Source organism: Nonomuraea sp. NPDC048901 (assembly GCF_040649695.1).
GTDB lineage: Bacteria > Actinomycetota > Actinomycetes > Streptosporangiales > Streptosporangiaceae > Nonomuraea.
Genome location: NZ_JBEZFW010000014.1, coordinates 1 through 17649, shown reverse-complemented (window position 1 = coordinate 17649; position 17649 = coordinate 1). Strand labels below are relative to the sequence as shown.

Annotated in this window: 15 protein-coding genes and 1 tRNA gene; 12 read left to right on the top strand and 4 right to left on the bottom strand. The window is 66.7% G+C overall.

Annotated features, from left to right (window positions below):
- The first annotated feature begins 805 nt into the window (after positions 1 to 805).
- Positions 806 to 943, top strand: a tRNA-Pro gene (locus AB0C30_RS38870).
- Positions 944 to 1116: 173 nt separating this feature from the next.
- Here the strand turns inward: AB0C30_RS38870 and AB0C30_RS38865 are convergent.
- Complete coding sequence (locus AB0C30_RS38865) at positions 1117 to 1677, bottom strand: hypothetical protein (RefSeq protein ID WP_357953452.1); 561 nt, start codon at positions 1675 to 1677, stop codon at positions 1117 to 1119.
- A gap of 73 nt (positions 1678 to 1750) precedes the next feature.
- Between AB0C30_RS38865 and AB0C30_RS38860 the strand changes: the two genes are divergently transcribed.
- Positions 1751 to 2350 carry a hypothetical protein gene (locus tag AB0C30_RS38860; protein WP_357953450.1) on the top strand — a complete coding sequence of 200 codons (600 nt, stop codon included), beginning with the start codon at positions 1751 to 1753 and terminating at the stop codon, positions 2348 to 2350.
- Positions 2351 to 3352: 1002 nt separating this feature from the next.
- Complete coding sequence (locus AB0C30_RS38855) at positions 3353 to 4273, top strand: transglutaminase-like domain-containing protein (RefSeq protein WP_357953449.1); 921 nt, start codon at positions 3353 to 3355, stop codon at positions 4271 to 4273.
- 28 nt (positions 4274 to 4301) lie between these two features.
- Here the strand turns inward: AB0C30_RS38855 and AB0C30_RS38850 are convergent, their stop codons facing one another.
- Positions 4302 to 4901 (bottom strand): hypothetical protein, encoded by a 600-nt coding sequence (locus AB0C30_RS38850; protein ID WP_357953447.1) that lies wholly within the window; start codon positions 4899 to 4901, stop codon positions 4302 to 4304.
- A gap of 103 nt (positions 4902 to 5004) precedes the next feature.
- Here AB0C30_RS38850 and AB0C30_RS38845 point away from each other — a divergent pair, with 103 nt between their 5' ends.
- Genes AB0C30_RS38845 through AB0C30_RS38835 form a run of 3 tightly spaced genes read left to right on the top strand, consistent with a single transcriptional unit; the run spans position 5005 to position 7642 of the window.
- Positions 5005 to 5493, top strand: coding sequence for a SigE family RNA polymerase sigma factor (locus tag AB0C30_RS38845; protein ID WP_357953446.1), 489 nt, complete (start codon positions 5005 to 5007; stop codon positions 5491 to 5493).
- On the top strand, positions 5490 to 6230 hold the full coding sequence (locus tag AB0C30_RS38840) for a hypothetical protein (protein ID WP_357953444.1): 741 nt from the start codon (positions 5490 to 5492) through the stop codon (positions 6228 to 6230). Before AB0C30_RS38845 ends, AB0C30_RS38840 begins: the two co-directional genes overlap by 4 nt.
- Positions 6231 to 6271: 41 nt before the next feature.
- Positions 6272 to 7642: a M1 family metallopeptidase gene (locus tag AB0C30_RS38835; RefSeq protein WP_357953442.1), complete on the top strand. Its 1371-nt coding sequence runs from the start codon at positions 6272 to 6274 to the stop codon at positions 7640 to 7642.
- 6 nt (positions 7643 to 7648) lie between these two features.
- Here AB0C30_RS38835 and AB0C30_RS38830 read toward each other — a convergent pair whose 3' ends face one another.
- Both AB0C30_RS38830 and AB0C30_RS38825 read right to left on the bottom strand, forming a co-directional pair.
- On the bottom strand, positions 7649 to 8482 hold the full coding sequence (locus AB0C30_RS38830) for a M48 family metalloprotease (protein WP_357953440.1): 834 nt from the start codon (positions 8480 to 8482) through the stop codon (positions 7649 to 7651).
- A gap of 146 nt (positions 8483 to 8628) precedes the next feature.
- Positions 8629 to 9090 carry an ATP-binding protein gene (locus AB0C30_RS38825; RefSeq protein WP_357953438.1) on the bottom strand — a complete coding sequence of 154 codons (462 nt, stop codon included), beginning with the start codon at positions 9088 to 9090 and terminating at the stop codon, positions 8629 to 8631.
- 248 nt (positions 9091 to 9338) lie between these two features.
- Between AB0C30_RS38825 and AB0C30_RS38820 the strand changes: the two genes are divergently transcribed.
- From AB0C30_RS38820 to AB0C30_RS38795, 6 genes are all read left to right on the top strand, one after another.
- Positions 9339 to 10205, top strand: coding sequence for a helix-turn-helix transcriptional regulator (locus tag AB0C30_RS38820; protein ID WP_225292604.1), 867 nt, complete (start codon positions 9339 to 9341; stop codon positions 10203 to 10205).
- A gap of 169 nt (positions 10206 to 10374) precedes the next feature.
- Positions 10375 to 11760 (top strand): trigger factor, encoded by a 1386-nt coding sequence (gene tig / locus AB0C30_RS38815; protein ID WP_357953436.1) that lies wholly within the window; start codon positions 10375 to 10377, stop codon positions 11758 to 11760.
- Positions 11761 to 11934: 174 nt separating this feature from the next.
- Complete coding sequence (locus AB0C30_RS38810; RefSeq protein WP_357953434.1) at positions 11935 to 12567, top strand: ATP-dependent Clp protease proteolytic subunit; 633 nt, start codon at positions 11935 to 11937, stop codon at positions 12565 to 12567.
- 10 nt (positions 12568 to 12577) lie between these two features.
- Positions 12578 to 13201 carry an ATP-dependent Clp protease proteolytic subunit gene (locus AB0C30_RS38805; RefSeq protein WP_214637437.1) on the top strand — a complete coding sequence of 208 codons (624 nt, stop codon included), beginning with the start codon at positions 12578 to 12580 and terminating at the stop codon, positions 13199 to 13201.
- A gap of 174 nt (positions 13202 to 13375) precedes the next feature.
- Positions 13376 to 14659: an ATP-dependent Clp protease ATP-binding subunit ClpX gene (clpX, locus tag AB0C30_RS38800; protein WP_225292608.1), complete on the top strand. Its 1284-nt coding sequence runs from the start codon at positions 13376 to 13378 to the stop codon at positions 14657 to 14659.
- A gap of 82 nt (positions 14660 to 14741) precedes the next feature.
- Positions 14742 to 17306, top strand: coding sequence for a valine--tRNA ligase (locus AB0C30_RS38795; protein ID WP_357953432.1), 2565 nt, complete (start codon positions 14742 to 14744; stop codon positions 17304 to 17306).
- Positions 17307 to 17649 lie beyond the last annotated feature (343 nt).

Here is a 17649-nt window from a genome sequence, read left to right as displayed (position 1 = left end):
TTCGGAGCTTGAGTCCATGTCATCGACTCCGCTGTCTAGATGTCCCCGCTGTCCCCGGTGTCCCTGAACTGCTTCTGACCAGCACAAAAACGGCCGATTTTGAGGGACACGCCACCACGTCGGGTGTCCCCGTTGTCCCTGCGCGCCGAGAAGCTCCCTAACAAGACCATGTTCGTCCGCACATCATGAACGTCAAGCTTCTTGCCTTAGGCGCCCTGCGACGCTCTCAGGAGGAGCAAGAGGCGCTACGCACGCGGCTCCAAGCTGCGTGCCAAGGCCACCGATGACTTCTAGATCACCTGGCGCGTCGTCCGGTGACGGTCCGACTTCGCAAGCCCCTTCCACCTGGCATTGCCGTCAGTGAACCGTCACCGCGCCCTCGCTATGCGACCTGTCCGCGAATTCATACTGTCCAGGCATGGCGGCCAAGAAGAAGAGCCACGTCAAAGGGCACTATCGGAAGCGGCCGGGCGGCGGACGCACATGGGTTCGGCCACACACCCGGAGCGTGCGCGGGACGCTCCTCGCAGGAGGCGCTGTGATGCTCGCAGTGCTCGTCGGCTGGGCGATGTTCGCCAAGGGTGAGGCGAAGGAACCCGGCGAGGCTCCGCAGCCTGCAGTCGCCTCCATCACGTCCTCTCCATAGCCCCTGGAGTCAGGGGAGGAGCAAAAGGCACTACGCGCGCCCTCCCTGCGCGCTGCGCGCGATGACGGCTGCAACATGTTGCAGCGCTTCTCCCGTGCGAAGCGCGGTTCGTGGAAGGGCGCGCGAAGCGCCTATCTGCTTGTCGTTCTGCTTGACAATCGGGGCGGACGGCCGCGCACACGGACGGACTCCAGCGGACGCTGAAAGTGTGTCTACCTAACGGCTGGCACATATAGAATATGAGTTCGATCTGATTTGGGAGAGAAGTCGCAGGTTCAAATCCTGTCGCCCCGACCAGCTCAAAGGCCACCTCGAACTCAGAGGTGGCCTTCTGCGTGACTACCGTCCCGCGCCGGCCAGGGTTCGGGGTCTATCTACGGACATATCGCGCTGGGCATGGAACGGCTGATCGCAAGGCCCTGGACCCGCAGCCGGGACGCGGTGTCCCGGCGGGGTGTCGTCGCCACCGGCTACGGGGTGGACTGACCGGTGTCTCCCGGCGGGGTCTCTTCGTCGGCACCCTCATCGGTGGCGGGATGTTCGCTGCGCCGCCTGCGTCCGTGGTACTCCGAGTCAGGGTCGCTCTCCGCCGGGGCGAAGGGGTCGAACGGGGAGGTCTCCGGGAGGTTGACGACGCTATTGCTTGGTTCGGAGCTGAAGAGCGACTCCAGGGGGCCGGGGGGATTGAGGGGCTCGAATGCTGGAGTCCAGGCGGCGGTCTCCTGAGGGTCCGTGGCGGAGCCGAGTACCGGCGAACTGTTCTCGGGTCGCGGGTTCTCCTGTCCGTAGCGTGCGTCGGGTAGGACATTTTCCCGTCGGTCAGCGGCGGCGGCCTCGATGGCTTCCAGGAGTTGCCGCCTCCACTGGTCGCCCTCGTCGGCCTCGGCGGTGCTGTGGTGGGGGGTGGACATGGATGGGATGGGTTCCACGTATCCGGCGGTGGCCAAGCGCGTCCTGTGGCGGGCCTTGGCCACAAGCACGGTGAGCACAGCCAGCAGGGCCGCCACGACCACCACGGCCGAGGTGATCATCGTTGGAGTGGACAAGCTCGGCAGCGGGTCGGTGACCGCGGCGTTGACGTGTGTGGGGAGTGCTCTTTGAGCCATGGTGCTGGACGACGTCGGCGTGGCTGGGGTGTCCTCCGCAATGGCGGGCTCGGTTGTGGAGCTCGTGGTTGGCATGGGCGAGGACGAAGTCGTGGTCGTCGCCTCAGCGGAGGTGGCGGCCGGCTCGGCTTCGGAGGTGGCTGTGGCTGACGGCGAGTCCGACGTCGTGGCGGTATCCGAGGGCGAGGGCGAGCCGGATGTTGTGGGGGTGGGGGTGGGGGTGACTGACGATGAATCCGACGGCGTAAAGGTGGGGGTGGATGACGGTGAGCCTGACGATGTAGGGGTGGCAGCGGGGGAGGACGAGTCCGACGCGGTGGCGGTGGGCGTGGAGGAAGGCGTATCGGAGGTGGGGGTGGCAGTCGGTGCATCTGAAGTTGGCCGTGGAGTAGCCGTGGTTGAAGATGCGTCGGATGCCGAGGTGGGTGTGTCTGAGGAGGGCGTCGGTGCGGTCGCGGATGGCGGCGTGTCCGAGGCGCGGGTCGGTTCAGGTGTGGGGCGGGTCGCGCTCGGCGACGGGTTGACGCCCTCGTGGTGGGAGCCGTTTCGGCTGGTGCCGTCTTCGTCGGGGCTCGCTGGGCCGGTCGGCTTCACCTGAGTGCCCTGACGGTTCTCGTGAGAATCCTGGCGGCCTCCGGCATCCGTAGGCGGTTGCTGAGAGCGCTGGCCCGCCGGCTGGCCCGCGTGGTCATCGGCTGCCTGTGGAGCGGTCGGGGCAGTTTGGTGCGTCATGGAGTCGTGGGACCTCCGGGACGAGGCCGGATTTACCCATACAGATCCTGACAGAAGTGATGACTATGGACTGATGTGGCTAAACCGGAAGCTTGTGGTAGGGCGAGAGTACCTCGCCGTTTCCGCAGGTCAAGTGCCTCTAAAGAGGTAGCTGGGGGCTCCGTCGAGAGTAAAAGACCAGGTCAAGGACTGTGTCGGAAATATCGCATAACGGGAAGTATGTGTAGAAGATCTACCAATTTTCGTAGCCCCGCACCCGTCATCAGCAACCCGTAGACGCGTGGGCTCTCCATTTTGGAGATCGCCCGACATCAAGCTTCCCGGCCTTTCGCTCCAGGCGGCACCGAGAGACAACCTCGCGCCCGAGTTGGCCCGGGGAGTGAGTGACAAGCAGCGCGGACGATCATGGACGTGGGCGTACGCCAGGGCCCCGCTGACGTCTGTTCCAACAGCTCAACCCACGATCGAGCGCGCATTCGATCGATCCTCCTATATGTCGTCAAAGCCGCCGCCCGATGGGGCGGCGGCGCGGGCGTGCGGCCTCTCCTAGTCGGTTCGCCTCGACCGCTCCGCCGTACATCGACCGCAGACCCTGTGCCGTAAATAGGCATGAACCCTCGCATCCCGCAGTGTTACGCTCCGCACATCCCGACAACAGGCGCACGAGGGCGCCCGAGGCTTCGGCCGAACCGGTGGGTGTAAGAGGCGGTAGGCGGGAGGTCCGCGCGATCGAGGCGCACGACCGGCGCTCTGAGTAGTCCCCTCCGGACCTCGCCAAGCCCCAGGAGCCCACGGCGGATCGCGGACCTCTCCTCTGGAGCAGCGCTTGTCTAATGCCTCAAGACCTCTGACGCCGTCCGCTTGCCATTTGCCAGACGTCGCGGCCTTCTACGTCGCTCAAAGCGGCTTTTCCACGCCAGGCGGGCTGGCCACGCTCTATGCCGACCTGCCGATGGATCTGGCCCGGCTCGCAAGCATTGTCCGCGGTCTCATGATCCATCGATGGGAGGGCGACCGCTTCCGGTACGACATCCCGAGGGATCGGCTCCACAATGATGCCGAGACGCGCTATGCCGACGACATTCTGGCGATCATCGTCGGACGGAACGATGAGCCCTTGGCGCGGCGTCGCGAGCCTGATGACCGGTTCGTTGGGGTCTGCCGGGATTTCGCGCTGCTGTACTGCTCGTTCCTGCGTCACGTGGGGATACCCGCGCGTCTACGGTCCGGCTTTGCCGCCTATCTCGGCCCCGCAGGCTTCCATGTGGACCACATGGTTACGGAGTACTGGGACGATGAGCGTGGCTGGTGTTTGTCTGATCCGCAACTCGCCGACGTAATGATCGCTGAGCCGCTCCGGGTGGACATCGACCCCCTGGACATCCCGCGCGACCGCTTTCTCGTCGCAGGCAGAGCCTGGCGGATGCTTCGTACGGGTGAGGCGGATCCACGAGCCTTTGGGCTCCACTTTCCGGGCCGGATCATGTCCGGGGAGGGCTTCGTGGCCGGGAATCTGCTGCTCGACATCGCAGCGTTGAACAAGATGGAGACGCTGTTATGGGACGTCTGGGGCGCGATAGCCGACATCGACCATGGGATCACGGAAGCCGACAGGGAACTGTACGACCACATCGCGGCGCTGACGGCCGACGATGTGCCGTTCGGTGAGGTGCGGAAGGCGTTCGTGGAGAACGAGAGGCTGCGGACCCCGGCAACGGTGCTGTCGCTGGCGCCGTTCAACGGACCGCGCGACGTGACCCTCCGCGAGGAGGTCTTTGCGGATGTGTGACGCCGGGCGCGCCATGCCGTCCGCAGTCCTACTCCGCCACAGTGATCGACAAATGTTCGTCGAGGGCAGAGATGAGCCGGTCAGCCAACCCTGGGGCGGCGGCGGTGGCCCATCGCTGGGCGAGGTCGAGGAATCCGGTGAGTCGCTGTTGTGCCGTGGCGAGCAGGTCTGAGAGCTCGCTGCGAGTGATCTCGATGGGGACGCCCTGATCGTCTTGCCGGAGTTGGAGAATCTGGCCATTGTGGGTGACCTGTGGCGTGGGGTCGTGGCCGAGCCAGGTCTCTTGCCCGTGGACTACGCTCCACCAGTCGCGCCAGTTCTCCAAGCCGAAGCAGCACCCGGGCGAGACGTTGACATTCGTGGTGGTGTCGCGGAAACGCAGCCCACCCGGAGCGATGAGAACTTGCCTTTCGGCAAGATGCTGTTCCAGGTGGGCGTCGGTCATGCCGGCGGCGTGGACGACTGGGATGTGGTTGTAGCTGAAGATGACGGCCATGGCCGTTCCGACTTCGGCGGGGGACATCTGGCCGGAGAGAGCGAGCAGACGGTCACTCGACGGCTCTGCGATCGGCCAGGCCGTGAAGTCCACCGCGTCGTAGGTTTCCAAGACGACGTCGACGATGACCATGACCGCCAGTATCCAGTCATCCCGCGCATGGACGGCAACGAAATGTCGGAATCCGTGTCGCGGCTGTCATCCGGTTCAGGCCCCCAGAGAGTAATGACCGGTGATGGATGGATTCGCGGAGTATGTGACAGCTCGGTCGGGCCGGCTGCGCCGGATCGCCTACGTGCTCACCGGCGACTGGAGTACAGCCGATGACCTGGTGCAGACCACCCTGGCCAGGGCATGGCAGGCGTGGCGCCGCATCAAGGGCGACCCCGACCCGTACGTCTACCGCATCCTGACCAACACGCACGCCTCCTGGTGGCGCAGACGATGGCGCGGCGAGGTGCCCACGGAGTCGCTCCCCGACACGAGCGCCCGCGGCGACTTCGCCCGCGAGCTCAGTGAGAAGGACGCGCTCTGGACGGCGATCAGAGGGCTGTCGGACCGTCAGCGGGCGGTCATCGTCCTGCACTACTTCGAGGACCTGACGCTGCCGCAGTGCGCCGACGTGCTCGGCTGCTCTCTGGGCACGGTGAAGACCCAGCTCGGGCGGGCGCTGACGCGGCTGCGGGTGCATCCGACGATCCAGCTGATGGAGGTGGAGCAATGAACCATACCGAAGACGACCTGCGCGAGCTGCTCGTCGAACGTACGACGTACGGACCCGGAGGGGACATGGACGTGGCCGAGATCGTACGGAGAGGCAGGCGCGGCCGGTTCGCCCGGTGGAGCGTGGGCGCGGTGCTGGCGGGGGCCGCCGCGACCGCCGTGGTGTGGGTGCTGCCGGGGGCGGTGACGGCCCCGGCGCCCGTACCGGCGGCCCAGTTCGTCGCGTCGGCCGGCCCGTCGAGCGCGGCCTCCGCGCTACCGGCGCGCGTGCCCGATCCGCCGGCCACTCTGGACGGCCTGACCAGGGTCGCGGCTGTGATGAACTCGATGTCCGCGACCGGACATGACCTCCAGATCAAGCCGACCAGCCACGCCACCACCGTGGCCGTCATCTGTGCGAACCCGCGGTCGTGGGTGGTCACGGCCGTCAGGGGCAGCCGCGCGGGACAGGTCAGCCGGTGCCAGGGCGGCACGGCCCGGCACACCTACAACCGGCGGTCGCTCCCCTCCGGATGGTTGAACGGGAGCCAGTCCATCCGCGTATGGGTCTTCCCTCCCACCGAGCTCATCGGGCAGGCGTCACTGGACGGCTGCGCCGTGCCCGACAAGCGGAAGGGGACCTGCAACGGCAGGTACGCGGCCCAGGAGCTGATCAGGTACGACGTCGCCCTGGAATTGGCCGCCGACCTGGGAGCCAGGCCCGGAACGTGGTCCGCCGGGGTCTACGACAAGAGCTGAGGGAAATGACGCTTACCAGGAGTTCTATATCGCCATAAAGCATGACGTACTACCGTGGCGCGGTGCATTCGATCATTTCCCTCTTACTCACCGCGGCGGTAGCCGTGCCGGGCGCACCCGACAAGGGGCTCTCGGAGCCGGTGGCGGACCCGGTCTACCCCGCCTACGGCAACCCCGCGATCGACGTTCTCCACTACGGGCTGAAGCTGGACTGGAAGCCGTCCAAGCGCCTGCTCACCGGTACGGCCCGGCTCACCGTCAGAGCCGTCAAGAAGATAGACAAGATCTCGCTCGACTTCGGCCGCGCGTTGCGCGTGGACGGGGTGACGGTCGCCGGGAAGACGGTCAAGGCCCGGCACCCGGGTGACCACCTGGTCATTCCACTGGTGATGGCGGCGGACGAGCGGGTCGAGGTGTCCGTCCGCTATCACGGTGTTCCCAAGCCTGTACGCACGGGGCAGTACCGGTCGGACACGAGCAAGCTCGGCTTGCGCTCGGCCGCCGACGGGTCGGCGTGGGCGCTGCAGGAGCCGTACGGGGCCTTCACCTGGTTCCCCGTGAACGACCACCCGTCCGACGAAGCCCGCTACGACGTGGCGGTCACAGTGCCGCGCGGGTGGGCCGCGGTGGCGCACGGACGCTTCGAAGGCCGTAAGGGGAACACCTACCTCTGGCGGTCGACCGAGTCGGTGGCCAGTTACGTCACGCTGCTCGCCGTCGATCGCTACCAGCGCTTCGACGCCAAGGGGCCGCGCGGGATCCCGATCACGTACTGGCTGCGCCGGGGTGACCGGAAGGAGTACCTGCCCGTCGTACGGCAGACGCCGGCGATCCTGCGCTGGCTGGAGAAGCGGCTCGGTCCCTACCCCTTCAACAGCGCGGGGGTGGTCGTCACCAGCGACTCCGGGATGGAGACCCAGCAGATGGTGACGCTGGCCCCCGAGTTCCTCACCGCCAATGTGGTGGCGCACGAGATGGCGCACCAGTGGTTCGGCGACGCGGTCACGCCCCGGACCTGGCGTGACGTCTGGCTGAACGAGGGCTTCGCGATGTACTTCGAGTGGGCGTGGTACGCCGACCACGGCGGCTCGAAGCTGGAGAGCTACCTCCGCGACGCCCGGGCGCTCGACGGGAGGCTGCGCAACCAGTTCGGGCCGCCCGGGCATTACCAGGCGAGCGCGTTCGGGGCGAGCAACGTGTACTACGGTCCCGCGGTGATGCTGCACGAGATCCGCAAGCGGCTCGGGGACGAGCGGTTCTTCGCGACCCTGCGTGCCTGGGTGCAGGAGCACAAGGGGACCACGCAGGACCGGGCGTCGTTCGTGAAGTGGCTGAACGAACGGACGGGGGACGACTTCACCGCCCTGGTCGACGACTGGCTCGACTCGCCGACCACACCGACCGCCCAGTAAGAGGGACTACCCCATGAGCCGCCGCACCCGTACGTGCACGTGCGGGTGCGTGGCCATCAGGGAGCCCTTCTTCGTACGGCAGGCCACCAGCCCCAACGCCGGCACCCCGCGCCGCAGGTCGGTCAGCGGGATGCCGTCCTCCGCGTGCACCTTGAGCAGCGCCGAGGCGAGCAGCCCCGGCTGGCCGAGCAGGTCGGCGGCGGCGCGGTCGGCGGCCAGCTCCCTGGAGCGGCTGAGCCAGCGCAGCGGCAGGTGCGCGAGGTAACTGGCCAGCCCCGCGGCGGCCCCGCCCGTCAGGATCGCCAGCCCGACGAACAGCCCGAAGGGGAACTCCTCGAAGAACAACCCCGGAGCCTCCACCGCCGCCCGCCCTGTGCCCTTGGCGAACGCCGCCAGCGCGATCGCGAACGAGCTCGCCAGCGTCATCACCGCCACGTCCCGGTGCTGGATGTGCGCGATCTCGTGGGCGAGCACCGCCGTCAGCTCGTCGGCCTCCAGACGGGCGCGCAGCCCTTCGGTGACGATGATCGTCGCGCTGCGCCGCGAGCGGCCGACCGTGTAGGCGTTCGGAGCGGGGGAGGGGCTGATCGCCAGCCGCGGCTTGGCCACGTCGCTCAGCGCACAGAGCCGATCGAGTACGGCGTGCAGCTCGGGCTCCTGCTCGGCCGTGACGTACCGGGCCCGGGTCATGCGCCGCGCCAGTACCTCGGTGTACCACCACTGCACGAGCAGAATGAGGGCCGCCCCGAGGGCGACGTACACGACCGGAATCCCGAGCAGCACCAGACCGGCCAGAACGGCCGAGTAGATGGCCGCGAGCAGGGCCATGGGGATGAGCATGCGCACCTTCGGAACCTCCAGCCGACGACGATGGGCCGGAAGGTCTCCCTCGCCACACAGGGCCCACCTGACCGGGCCGCGCGGGCCGTCATGACGATCAGGCGTGTTCGGAGGTACTCCCCTTCACTCCAAGAAAGAGTAATAAATCAGGAGTCAGTACGGAAGAGGGCCCACACGGCTTTGCCGCCACGAGCCAGCGGGTCCCAGCCCCAGCATTGGCTGTAGGTCTCGACGATGTAAAGGCCACGCCCGTTCTCGGAGATGAAGTCGGGCTCCTTGGGCGTGGGAATCTTGTCGCTCGGGTCGGCCACGGCCAGCAGCACGTGGGGGACGACCCGCATCAGCAGCAGCTGGATCTCTCGCCGGCCACGCGCGTACATCGCGTACCTGACCGCGTTCGTCACCAGCTCGGACACGACCAGGGCGGCGTCGTCGCCCAACTCCGGCAGGCCCCAGCCGCGTAACGTGGAACGGGTCACGTCCCTGGCGGTCTTCACGGAGTCGGCCTGGAAGGGCAGCGGACACGAGGTCGTGTACGGCTTGCCCGAGCTCAACAGGCTGTCGAACCCCACTTCACGGGTGATCTGCAGGCAATCGGCAGTGGCCAAAGGGTCCTCCACCATCCCGCCGATACCTCCCGATTGTTCCTGGGTTCGTGCATGTTTGGCCCAATATGCACTAGGCCATCATGGATCACGATCCCCGGCCGCTGCAAGACCCAAATGCACGTGCATGTGCAATGTGCAGCAGCATGAGCGGCTACGGGTAGGGGTATCCGAATCGGACACCAGGTTGAGACCTTGTCATACCCGGCAATGTGGTGTCACTGTGTGTGCGGACCTTGATAGGAGGCAGAGTGACGCAGAACCAGCCGGGTTCCGGCCCTACGGCGCTGCGCATCCTCCTGGGCTCCCAGCTGCGCAGGCTCAGGGAGGGGAAGGGCGTCACCCGCGAGGAGGCAGGCCACCTCATCAGGGGCTCCGAATCCAAGATCAGCCGCATGGAGCTGGGACGCGTCGGCTTCAAGGAGCGCGACGTGGCTGATTTGCTGACCCTTTACGGGGTGGTGGACACCCAGGCGCGCGCAGCCGTACTCGACCTGGTGGCCACGGCGAACGAGCCCGGATGGTGGCACCGGTTCAACGACATCCTGCCCACGTGGTTCCAGGCCTACGTCGGGCTCGAAGAGGCCGCGGCCAGGATCAGGACCTACGAGGTCCAGTTCGTGCCGGGGTTGTTACAGACCAAGGAATACGCCCGGGCGGTCGTCACGGCCGGCTCGGCAGGCATCGGCGCGGAGGAGATCGCCCGCAGGGTGGACCTCCGGCTCGAACGCCAGCGCATGTTCGACCGGCCCGACGGCCCGGTCTTCTGGGCGGTCATCGACGAGGCCGCGCTGCGCCGCCCCATCGGCGGCGCCGAGGTGATGCGGGCCCAGCTCGAACACCTCATCGACCTGATGCGCCAGCCCAACATCACCATCCAGGTCATGCCGTTCAGCTTCGGGGGCCACAGCGCCGAGGGCGGCGCGTTCAGCGTCCTGCGCTTCCCCGACCACGACCTGCCGGACGTGGTGTACGTCGAGCAACTCGCCAGCGCCCTCTACCTGGACAAACGCGAGGACGTCGACCGCTACACCGAGGTGATGGAGCGGCTCTGCGCCGTCAGCACGACGCCGGACGAGACCATCGAGCTCCTGCGGGTGATCGCCGAGGAGTTCTGAGGGTCGTCACGTCGTTGTTGGGTACGCATCTACCCTAGACTGGCGAACGGCGCTTGGATCCCGCCAAGGCGGAGCATGCCCAGCGCCGCTCATGTGGGCGCGGCGCGTGAGCCGTACCAAATCTGGACGCGCCCGCGATCACTCGAAGCTTGATCAAGGAGACCACCCCGTGAAGACCGCTGTCGAGGAGCTCAGCCCGACCAGGGTGAAGCTCACTGTCGAGGTGCCGTTCGAAGAGCTGCGCCCGAGCCTGGATGCGGCGTACAAGAAGGTCGCGCAGCAGGTGCGCGTCCCCGGGTTCCGCCCTGGCAAGGTTCCGGCCCGCATCATCGAGCAGCGCTTCGGCCGCGCGGTGGTGCTGGAGGAGACCCTCAACGACGCGGTGCCCAAGCTGTACGGTCAGGCCGTCGACGAGGTCGACCTCTTCCCGGTCAGCCAGCCCGACATCGAGATCACCAAGATCGAGGATGGCGAGCAGGTCGAGTTCACCGCCGAAGTCGACGTCCGGCCCGCCTTCGAGGTCCCCGAATACGCGGGCACCGAGGTCACGGTCGACTCCGCCGAGGTCGCCGACGCGGACATCGACGCCCAGCTCGACGCGCTGCGCCAGCGCTTCGCCACGCTGACCGGCGTCGAGCGCGCGGCCGCCGCCGGCGACTTCGTCGTCATGGACCTGCGCGCCGAGATCGACGGTGCCAACATCGAGGAGCAGCAGGCCAACGAGGTCTCCTACGAGGTCGGCGCCGGCTCCGTGCTGCAGGGTCTCGACGACGCCCTCGCGGGCATGTCCGCGGGCGACGAGAAGACCTTCAAGACCGAGCTGGTCGGCGGTGAGAACGCCGGTGAGGAAGCCGACGTCATCATCAACGTCAAGACGGTCAAGGAGAAGGTCCTGCCCGAGCTGGACGACGAGTTCGCCCAGCTGGCCAGCGAGTTCGACACGCTCGCCGAGCTGAAGGACAGCATCCGCGAGCAGGCCCGCCGCAACAAGCTGGTCGACCAGGTCGTCCAGGCCCGCGAGAAGGCCCTCGACTCGCTGCTCGACAAGATCGAGATGCCGATCCCCGACAGCGCGCTCAAGGCCGAGGTCGACGCCCGCAAGCACAACCTCGAGCACCAGATCGCCGAGAGCGGGCTCAGCCGCGACGCCTTCTTCCGCCTCTACCAGACGACCGAGGAGGAGCGCTTCGCCGAGTTCGACAGCAGCTCCGCCAAGGCCATCAAGGTCGGGTTCGTCCTCGACAAGATCGTCAAGAGCGAGGACCTGGGCGTCTCCGAGCAGGAGCTGACCAACTTCGTCGTCCGCCGCGCCATGGAGATGGGCGTCCAGCCCAACCAGCTGGCCCAGCACCTGGCCGACAACGACCAGCTGACGCTGGCGATGGTCGAGATCGTCCGTGACAAGGCCAAGTCCGTCATCGGCGACGCCGCCAAGGTGGTCGACACCGACGGCAACGAGGTCGACCTCAAGGCCATCTACACCGAGATCAACGGCGAGGAGCCCACCGAGGAGCCGGCCGACGAGCCGGCGGCCGAGGAGAAGGCCGACGCCTAGCCCCAGAAACGGCACCAAGCCCCCGATCCGGACGGTTCGGGGGCTTCGCGCTGCTCTGGGCGGCCTTACCTGCGCCGTCAGCGAACAGTAGGCAGACCGGGCATGAGCTGTGTGCCCCGCGCGTTAGGGTCACAAGCAAAGCCAATCGATTACGACGCATCGGAAGGTGACGCTGTGACCAGCCCGCCGACCTTCTATCAGCCTGAGTCGCGAGGCCGTGAGAACGGCTCGTCCTTCCGGCTTGAGGACCAGCTTTACCAGCGCCTGCTGCGCGAGCGCATCATCGTGCTGGGGCAGGAGGTCAACGACGAGATCGCCAACCGCATCTGTGCCGAGCTGTTGCTGCTCGCGGCCGACGATCCCGACCGTGACATCTGGCTCTACATCAACTCGCCTGGCGGGTCGGTGACCGCCGGCATGGCCATCTACGACATGATGGAATATGTGCCCAACGACGTGGCCACGGTCGCCATGGGGCTGGCCGCCTCCATGGGGCAGTTCCTGCTGTCGGCGGGCGCGAGAGGCAAGCGCTACGCGCTGCCCCACGCGCGCATCATGATGCACCAGCCGTCCGGTGGCATCGGCGGCACCGCCGCGGACATCGCCATCCAGGCGGAGCAGATGCTCTATGTGAAGAAGACTCTGGCCGAGCGGATCGCGCACCACACGGGCCAGTCGCTCGACCAGATCGAGTCCGACTCCGATCGAGACCGCTGGTTCACGGCCGAAGAGGCCAAGGACTACGGCTTCATCGACCACGTCGTGCGCAGCGCGAGGCAGGTGCCCTCGCAAGGCGCCGTCTCCTAGGGGAGTTGAAGTGAACATCGAAAGCCGGTACGTTCTCCCCTCCTTCGTCGAACGCACGTCCTATGGCGTGAAGGAGATGAATCCGTACAACAAGCTCTTCGAGGACCGCATCATCTTCCTCGGAGTGCAGATCGACGACGCGTCGGCCAACGACGTGATGGCTCAGCTGCTGACGCTGGAGTCGCTCGATCCCGACCGTGACATCAGCATCTACATCAACTCGCCGGGTGGCTCCTTCACCGCCATGACGGCGATTTACGACACGATGCAGTTCGTCCGGCCGGAGATCCAGACCGTCTGCCTGGGGCAGGCCGCCTCCGCCGCGGCCGTGCTGCTGGCCGGCGGGACTCCCGGCAAGCGGTTCGCGCTTCCCAACGCCAGGGTGCTCATCCACCAGCCGTCCACCGAGGGCGGCGGCCAGGGAAGCGACATCGAGATCCAGGCCCGCGAGATCCTTCGCATGCGCTCCCTCCTGGAGGAGATCGTGGCGAAGCACTCCGGAAAGCGCCCTGCGGAAGTCCGAAAGGACATCGAACGCGACAAAATTCTCAACGCGGACGAGGCAAAGGCGTATGGTCTGATCGACGACATCATCCCGTCGCGGAAGAAACGAGCTCAGGCCGTCGCTTCCTGATGAGATGTGACGCACCGGAGCGCTGCCCAATAGGGCACGTTCCGGTGCGACTCGCCGCCAGGGGGCTCACTGAGGGCCCAGAAGACGGTAACGTCGAAACCTGAGCGGTTCGGACCCGGTCCGGAGGATACGGATCGCGGGAGCAGGGCGGTCCCACGCAAAGGAGTATCTGGGGTGGCACGCATCGGCGACGGGGGAGACCTGCTGAAGTGCTCTTTCTGCGGGAAGAGCCAGAAGCAAGTCAAGAAGCTCATTGCCGGTCCAGGCGTCTACATCTGCGATGAGTGCATCGATCTCTGCAACGAGATCATCGAAGAGGAGCTCTCGGAGTCCTCTGAGCTCAAGTGGGACAACCTGCCCAAGCCGAGGGAGATCTACGAGTTCCTCGACGCCTACGTCATCGGTCAGGACAAGGCGAAGAAGGCGCTCTCGGTGGCGGTCTACAACCACTACAAGCGGGTGCAGTCCGGCGACCGAGGTAGAGACGACGGTCTAGAGCTGGCCAAGAGCAACATCCTGCTGCTCGGCCCCACGGGCTCGGGCAAGACGCTGCTCGCGCAGACGCTGGCGAAGATGCTCAACGTGCCCTTCGCCATCGCCGACGCCACCGCGCTCACCGAGGCGGGCTACGTCGGCGAGGACGTCGAGAACATCCTGCTCAAGCTCATCCAGGCGGCCGACTACGACGTCAAGAAGGCCGAAACCGGCATCATCTACATCGACGAGGTCGACAAGATCGCTCGCAAGAGCGAAAACCCGTCGATCACCCGCGACGTCTCCGGTGAGGGCGTCCAGCAGGCGCTGCTCAAGATCCTGGAGGGCACGACCGCGAGCGTGCCGCCGCAGGGCGGGCGTAAGCACCCCCACCAGGAGTTCATCCAGATCGACACGACGAACGTGCTGTTCATCTGCGGCGGTGCCTTCGCCGGTCTGGAAAAGATCATCGAGTCGCGCATCGGCAAGAAGGGCATCGGCTTCAACGCCATCATCCGGTCGAAGGAAGAAGTCGACATGGCCGACATCTTCTCCGACGTGATGCCCGAGGACCTGTTGAAGTTCGGCATGATCCCCGAGTTCGTCGGCCGTCTGCCGGTCATCACCTCGGTGCACAACCTCGACCGCGAGGCGCTCATCCAGATCCTCACCGAGCCGCGCAACGCGCTGGTCAAGCAATACCGCAAGCTGCTCGAGCTCGACGGCGTGGAGCTGGAGTTCACCGACGGCGCGCTCGAGGCCATCGCCGACCAGGCGATCCTGCGCGGCACCGGCGCGCGCGGCCTGCGCGCCATCCTCGAAGAGGTGCTCCAGTCGGTGATGTACGAGGTGCCGTCGCGCCAGGACGTGGCCCGCGTGGTCATCACCCGCGAGTCGGTGCTCGAACACGCCATCCCGACGCTCGTACCCCGCGACCAGCTCGCCGCGAAACAGCAGCGCACGCCGCGGGAAAAGTCCGCCTGATCCTTCCCTTACGGCAAGCGCCCCGCGGAGACAAACTCCCTGGGGCGTTTCGCTTTCCACCACCTCCCTAGAATTGGTCACTGTGACAACGCCAGAGCTGCCCACCCAGTACACCCCGGCCGACGTCGAGACCCGGAGCTACGAGCGCTGGGTATCCGAAGGCTATTTCCACGCAGACCCGGGCAGCCCGCGCGAGCCGTACAGCATCGTCCTCCCCCCGCCCAACGTGACCGGCGTCCTGCACATCGGGCACGCGCTCGACCACTCCATCCAGGACGCGCTCACCCGCAGGGCCCGCATGCAGGGCCGCGAGACGCTGTGGCTGCCCGGCATGGACCACGCCGGCATCGCCACCCAGAACGTCGTCGAGCGCGAGCTGGCCAAGGAGGGCCTGTCGCGCCACGACCTCGGGCGTGAGGCGTTCGTGGAGCGTGTCTGGCAGTGGAAGGAGGAGTCCGGCGGCCGGATCCTCGGCCAGATGCGCAAGCTCGGCGACGGTGTCGACTGGGAGCGCGAACGCTTCACCATGGACACCGGCCTCTCGCGGGCCGTCCAGACCATCTTCAAGCGGCTCTTCGACGACGGCCTGATCTACCGGGCCGAACGCATCATCAACTGGTGCCCCCGCTGCCTCACCGCGCTGTCCGACATCGAGGTCGAACACAGCGAGGACGACGGCGAGCTCGTCTCCATCCGCTACTCCGACGAGATCGTGGTGGCGACCACCCGCGCGGAGACCATGCTCGGCGACACCGCCGTGGCCGTGCACCCCTCCGACGAGCGCTATGCCCATCTGATCGGCACGCTCGTCGAGGTGCCGCTCACCGGCCGACAGATCCCCGTGGTCGCCGACGAGCACGTCGATCCGGCCTTCGGCACCGGCGCGGTCAAGGTGACGCCGGCCCACGACCCCAACGACTTCGAGATCGGTCGGCGGCATTCGCTGCCGTCGCTGACCATCATGGACGAGCGCGGCGTGATCACCGCGCACGGACCGTTCGAGGGGCTCGACCGGTTCGAGGCGCGACCCGCCGTGGTCGCCGCGCTGCGCGCCGAGGGCAGGATCGTCGCCGAGAAGCGCCCCTACGTCCACTCGGTCGGCCACTGCTCGCGCTGCAAGACGGTGGTCGAGCCGAGGCTGTCGCTGCAGTGGTTCGTCAACGTCTCGCCGCTGGCCAAGGCCGCCGGCGACGCGGTGCGCGACGGGCGCACCCGCATCCACCCGCCCGAGCTGGCCAAGCGCTACTTCGACTGGGTGGACGACATGCACGACTGGTGCATCTCGCGCCAGCTGTGGTGGGGGCATCGCATCCCGGTCTGGTACGGCCCGGCCGGCGAGGTCGTGTGCGTGGGCCCCGACCAGGATCCGCCCGCCGGCTACGTCCAGGACGCCGACGTGCTCGACACCTGGTTCTCCTCGGGCCTGTGGCCGTTCTCCACGCTCGGCTGGCCGGACGCGACACCGGAGCTCGCGCGCTTCTACCCGACCTCCGTGCTGGTCACCGGCTACGACATCCTGTTCTTCTGGGTCGCGCGCATGATGATGTTCGGCCTGTACGCCATGGACGGCGAGCCGCCTTTCCGCGTGGTGGCGCTGCACGGCATGGTCCGTGACCAATACGGCAAGAAGATGTCCAAGTCGTTCGGCAACGTGGTCGACCCGCTCGACTGGATCGAGCGCTTCGGCGCCGACGCCACGCGCTTCACGCTGCTGCGCGGCGCCAACCCCGGCGCCGACGTCGCGGTGAGCGAGGAGTGGGCGGGCGGCTCGCGTAACTTCTGCAACAAGATCTGGAACGCCACCCGCTTCGCGCTGATGAACGGCGCGACCACCGGCTCCCTCGACGGCCTGGACCTGACGGCGGCCGACCGGTGGATCCTGTCCCGGCTCCAGAGCGTGATCTCCACGGCCGACGCGGCCTTCGAGGAGTTCGAGTTCGCCAAGGCGTCCGACCTGCTCTACCACTTCGCGTGGGACGAGGTCTGCGACTGGTACCTGGAGCTGGCCAAGATCCAACTCGGTGAGGGGCTGGAGCACACGCGGCTCGTGCTGGGTCACGTGCTCGACACACTGCTGCGGCTGATGCACCCGCTGGTGCCGTTCGTGACCGAGGAGCTGTGGCGAGCCGTCACGGGCGGCGAGTCGGTCGCCGTGGCAGCATGGCCACAGGTCGATGCCGCCCGGATCGATCCGGCGGCCGAGGCGGAGATCGTCGCTCTGCAGGAGCTGGTGACGGAGGTGCGCAGGTTCCGTTCGGATCAGGGGCTGAAGCCCGGTCAGAAGGTGGCCGCGCGGCTCGGACTGACCGGCACGGCTCTCGCGGGGCAGGAAGGGGCCATCCGCTCACTCCTGCGGCTCACGGAGCCGTCTGACGCCTTTTCCGCCACTGCCCGCTTCACTGTGGGCGGGGTGACCGTGGAGATCGACACCGCCGGCGCCATCGACGTGGCGGCCGAACGCAAGCGGCTGGAGAAGGATCTGGCGGTCGCGCGCAAGGAGGCGGCTCAGGTCGCGGCCAAGCTCGGCAACGAGCAGTTCATGGCCAAGGCGCCCGAAGATGTCGTCGCCAAGGTCAGAGGGCGTGCCGAGCAGTCGGCGGCCGACATCGTGCGGCTCGAGGCGCAGCTCGCCGGCTTGGGTGTTTGAGCGAGACACACCGGGGGAAGACCTATTCGTTACCGAAGTTGGGTCTTCTCCCGCACCAGGACTGCTAGAGTCTTCAACGCAGGGCAAGTTAGCCCGGCAAAACCCAGTGATCTCTCCCGAACTTCAGGCTGTGTCCACATGTGATTGGACATGAGTCAGAACTTCAGGTAAGTTAGCAGGGTTGCCCGGAACGTACCGGATTGGCCGATTTGACAAGGATCGCGCGGATCTGATAAACTGGGCAAGAGGAAATGTGCGCCTCTCGCAGGTTGGGGAGTACGCGTCCGTTTCTTGAGAACTCAACAGTGTGTTAAAAGCCAGTGCATGATGCACAACCCCGTCA

Coding starts and splice junctions, on each gene's coding strand:
- AB0C30_RS38850 (WP_357953447.1), bottom strand. CDS start 4,901: ATGGTCATCGTCGACGTCGTCTTGGAAACCTACGACGCGGTGGACTTC.
- AB0C30_RS38840 (WP_357953444.1), top strand. CDS start 5,490: ATGAACCATACCGAAGACGACCTGCGCGAGCTGCTCGTCGAACGTACG.
- AB0C30_RS38845 (WP_357953446.1), top strand. CDS start 5,005: ATGGATGGATTCGCGGAGTATGTGACAGCTCGGTCGGGCCGGCTGCGC.
- AB0C30_RS38865 (WP_357953452.1), bottom strand. CDS start 1,677: ATGATCACCTCGGCCGTGGTGGTCGTGGCGGCCCTGCTGGCTGTGCTC.
- AB0C30_RS38860 (WP_357953450.1), top strand. CDS start 1,751: ATGGTGCTGGACGACGTCGGCGTGGCTGGGGTGTCCTCCGCAATGGCG.
- AB0C30_RS38835 (WP_357953442.1), top strand. CDS start 6,272: ATGACGTACTACCGTGGCGCGGTGCATTCGATCATTTCCCTCTTACTC.
- AB0C30_RS38830 (WP_357953440.1), bottom strand. CDS start 8,482: ATGCTCATCCCCATGGCCCTGCTCGCGGCCATCTACTCGGCCGTTCTG.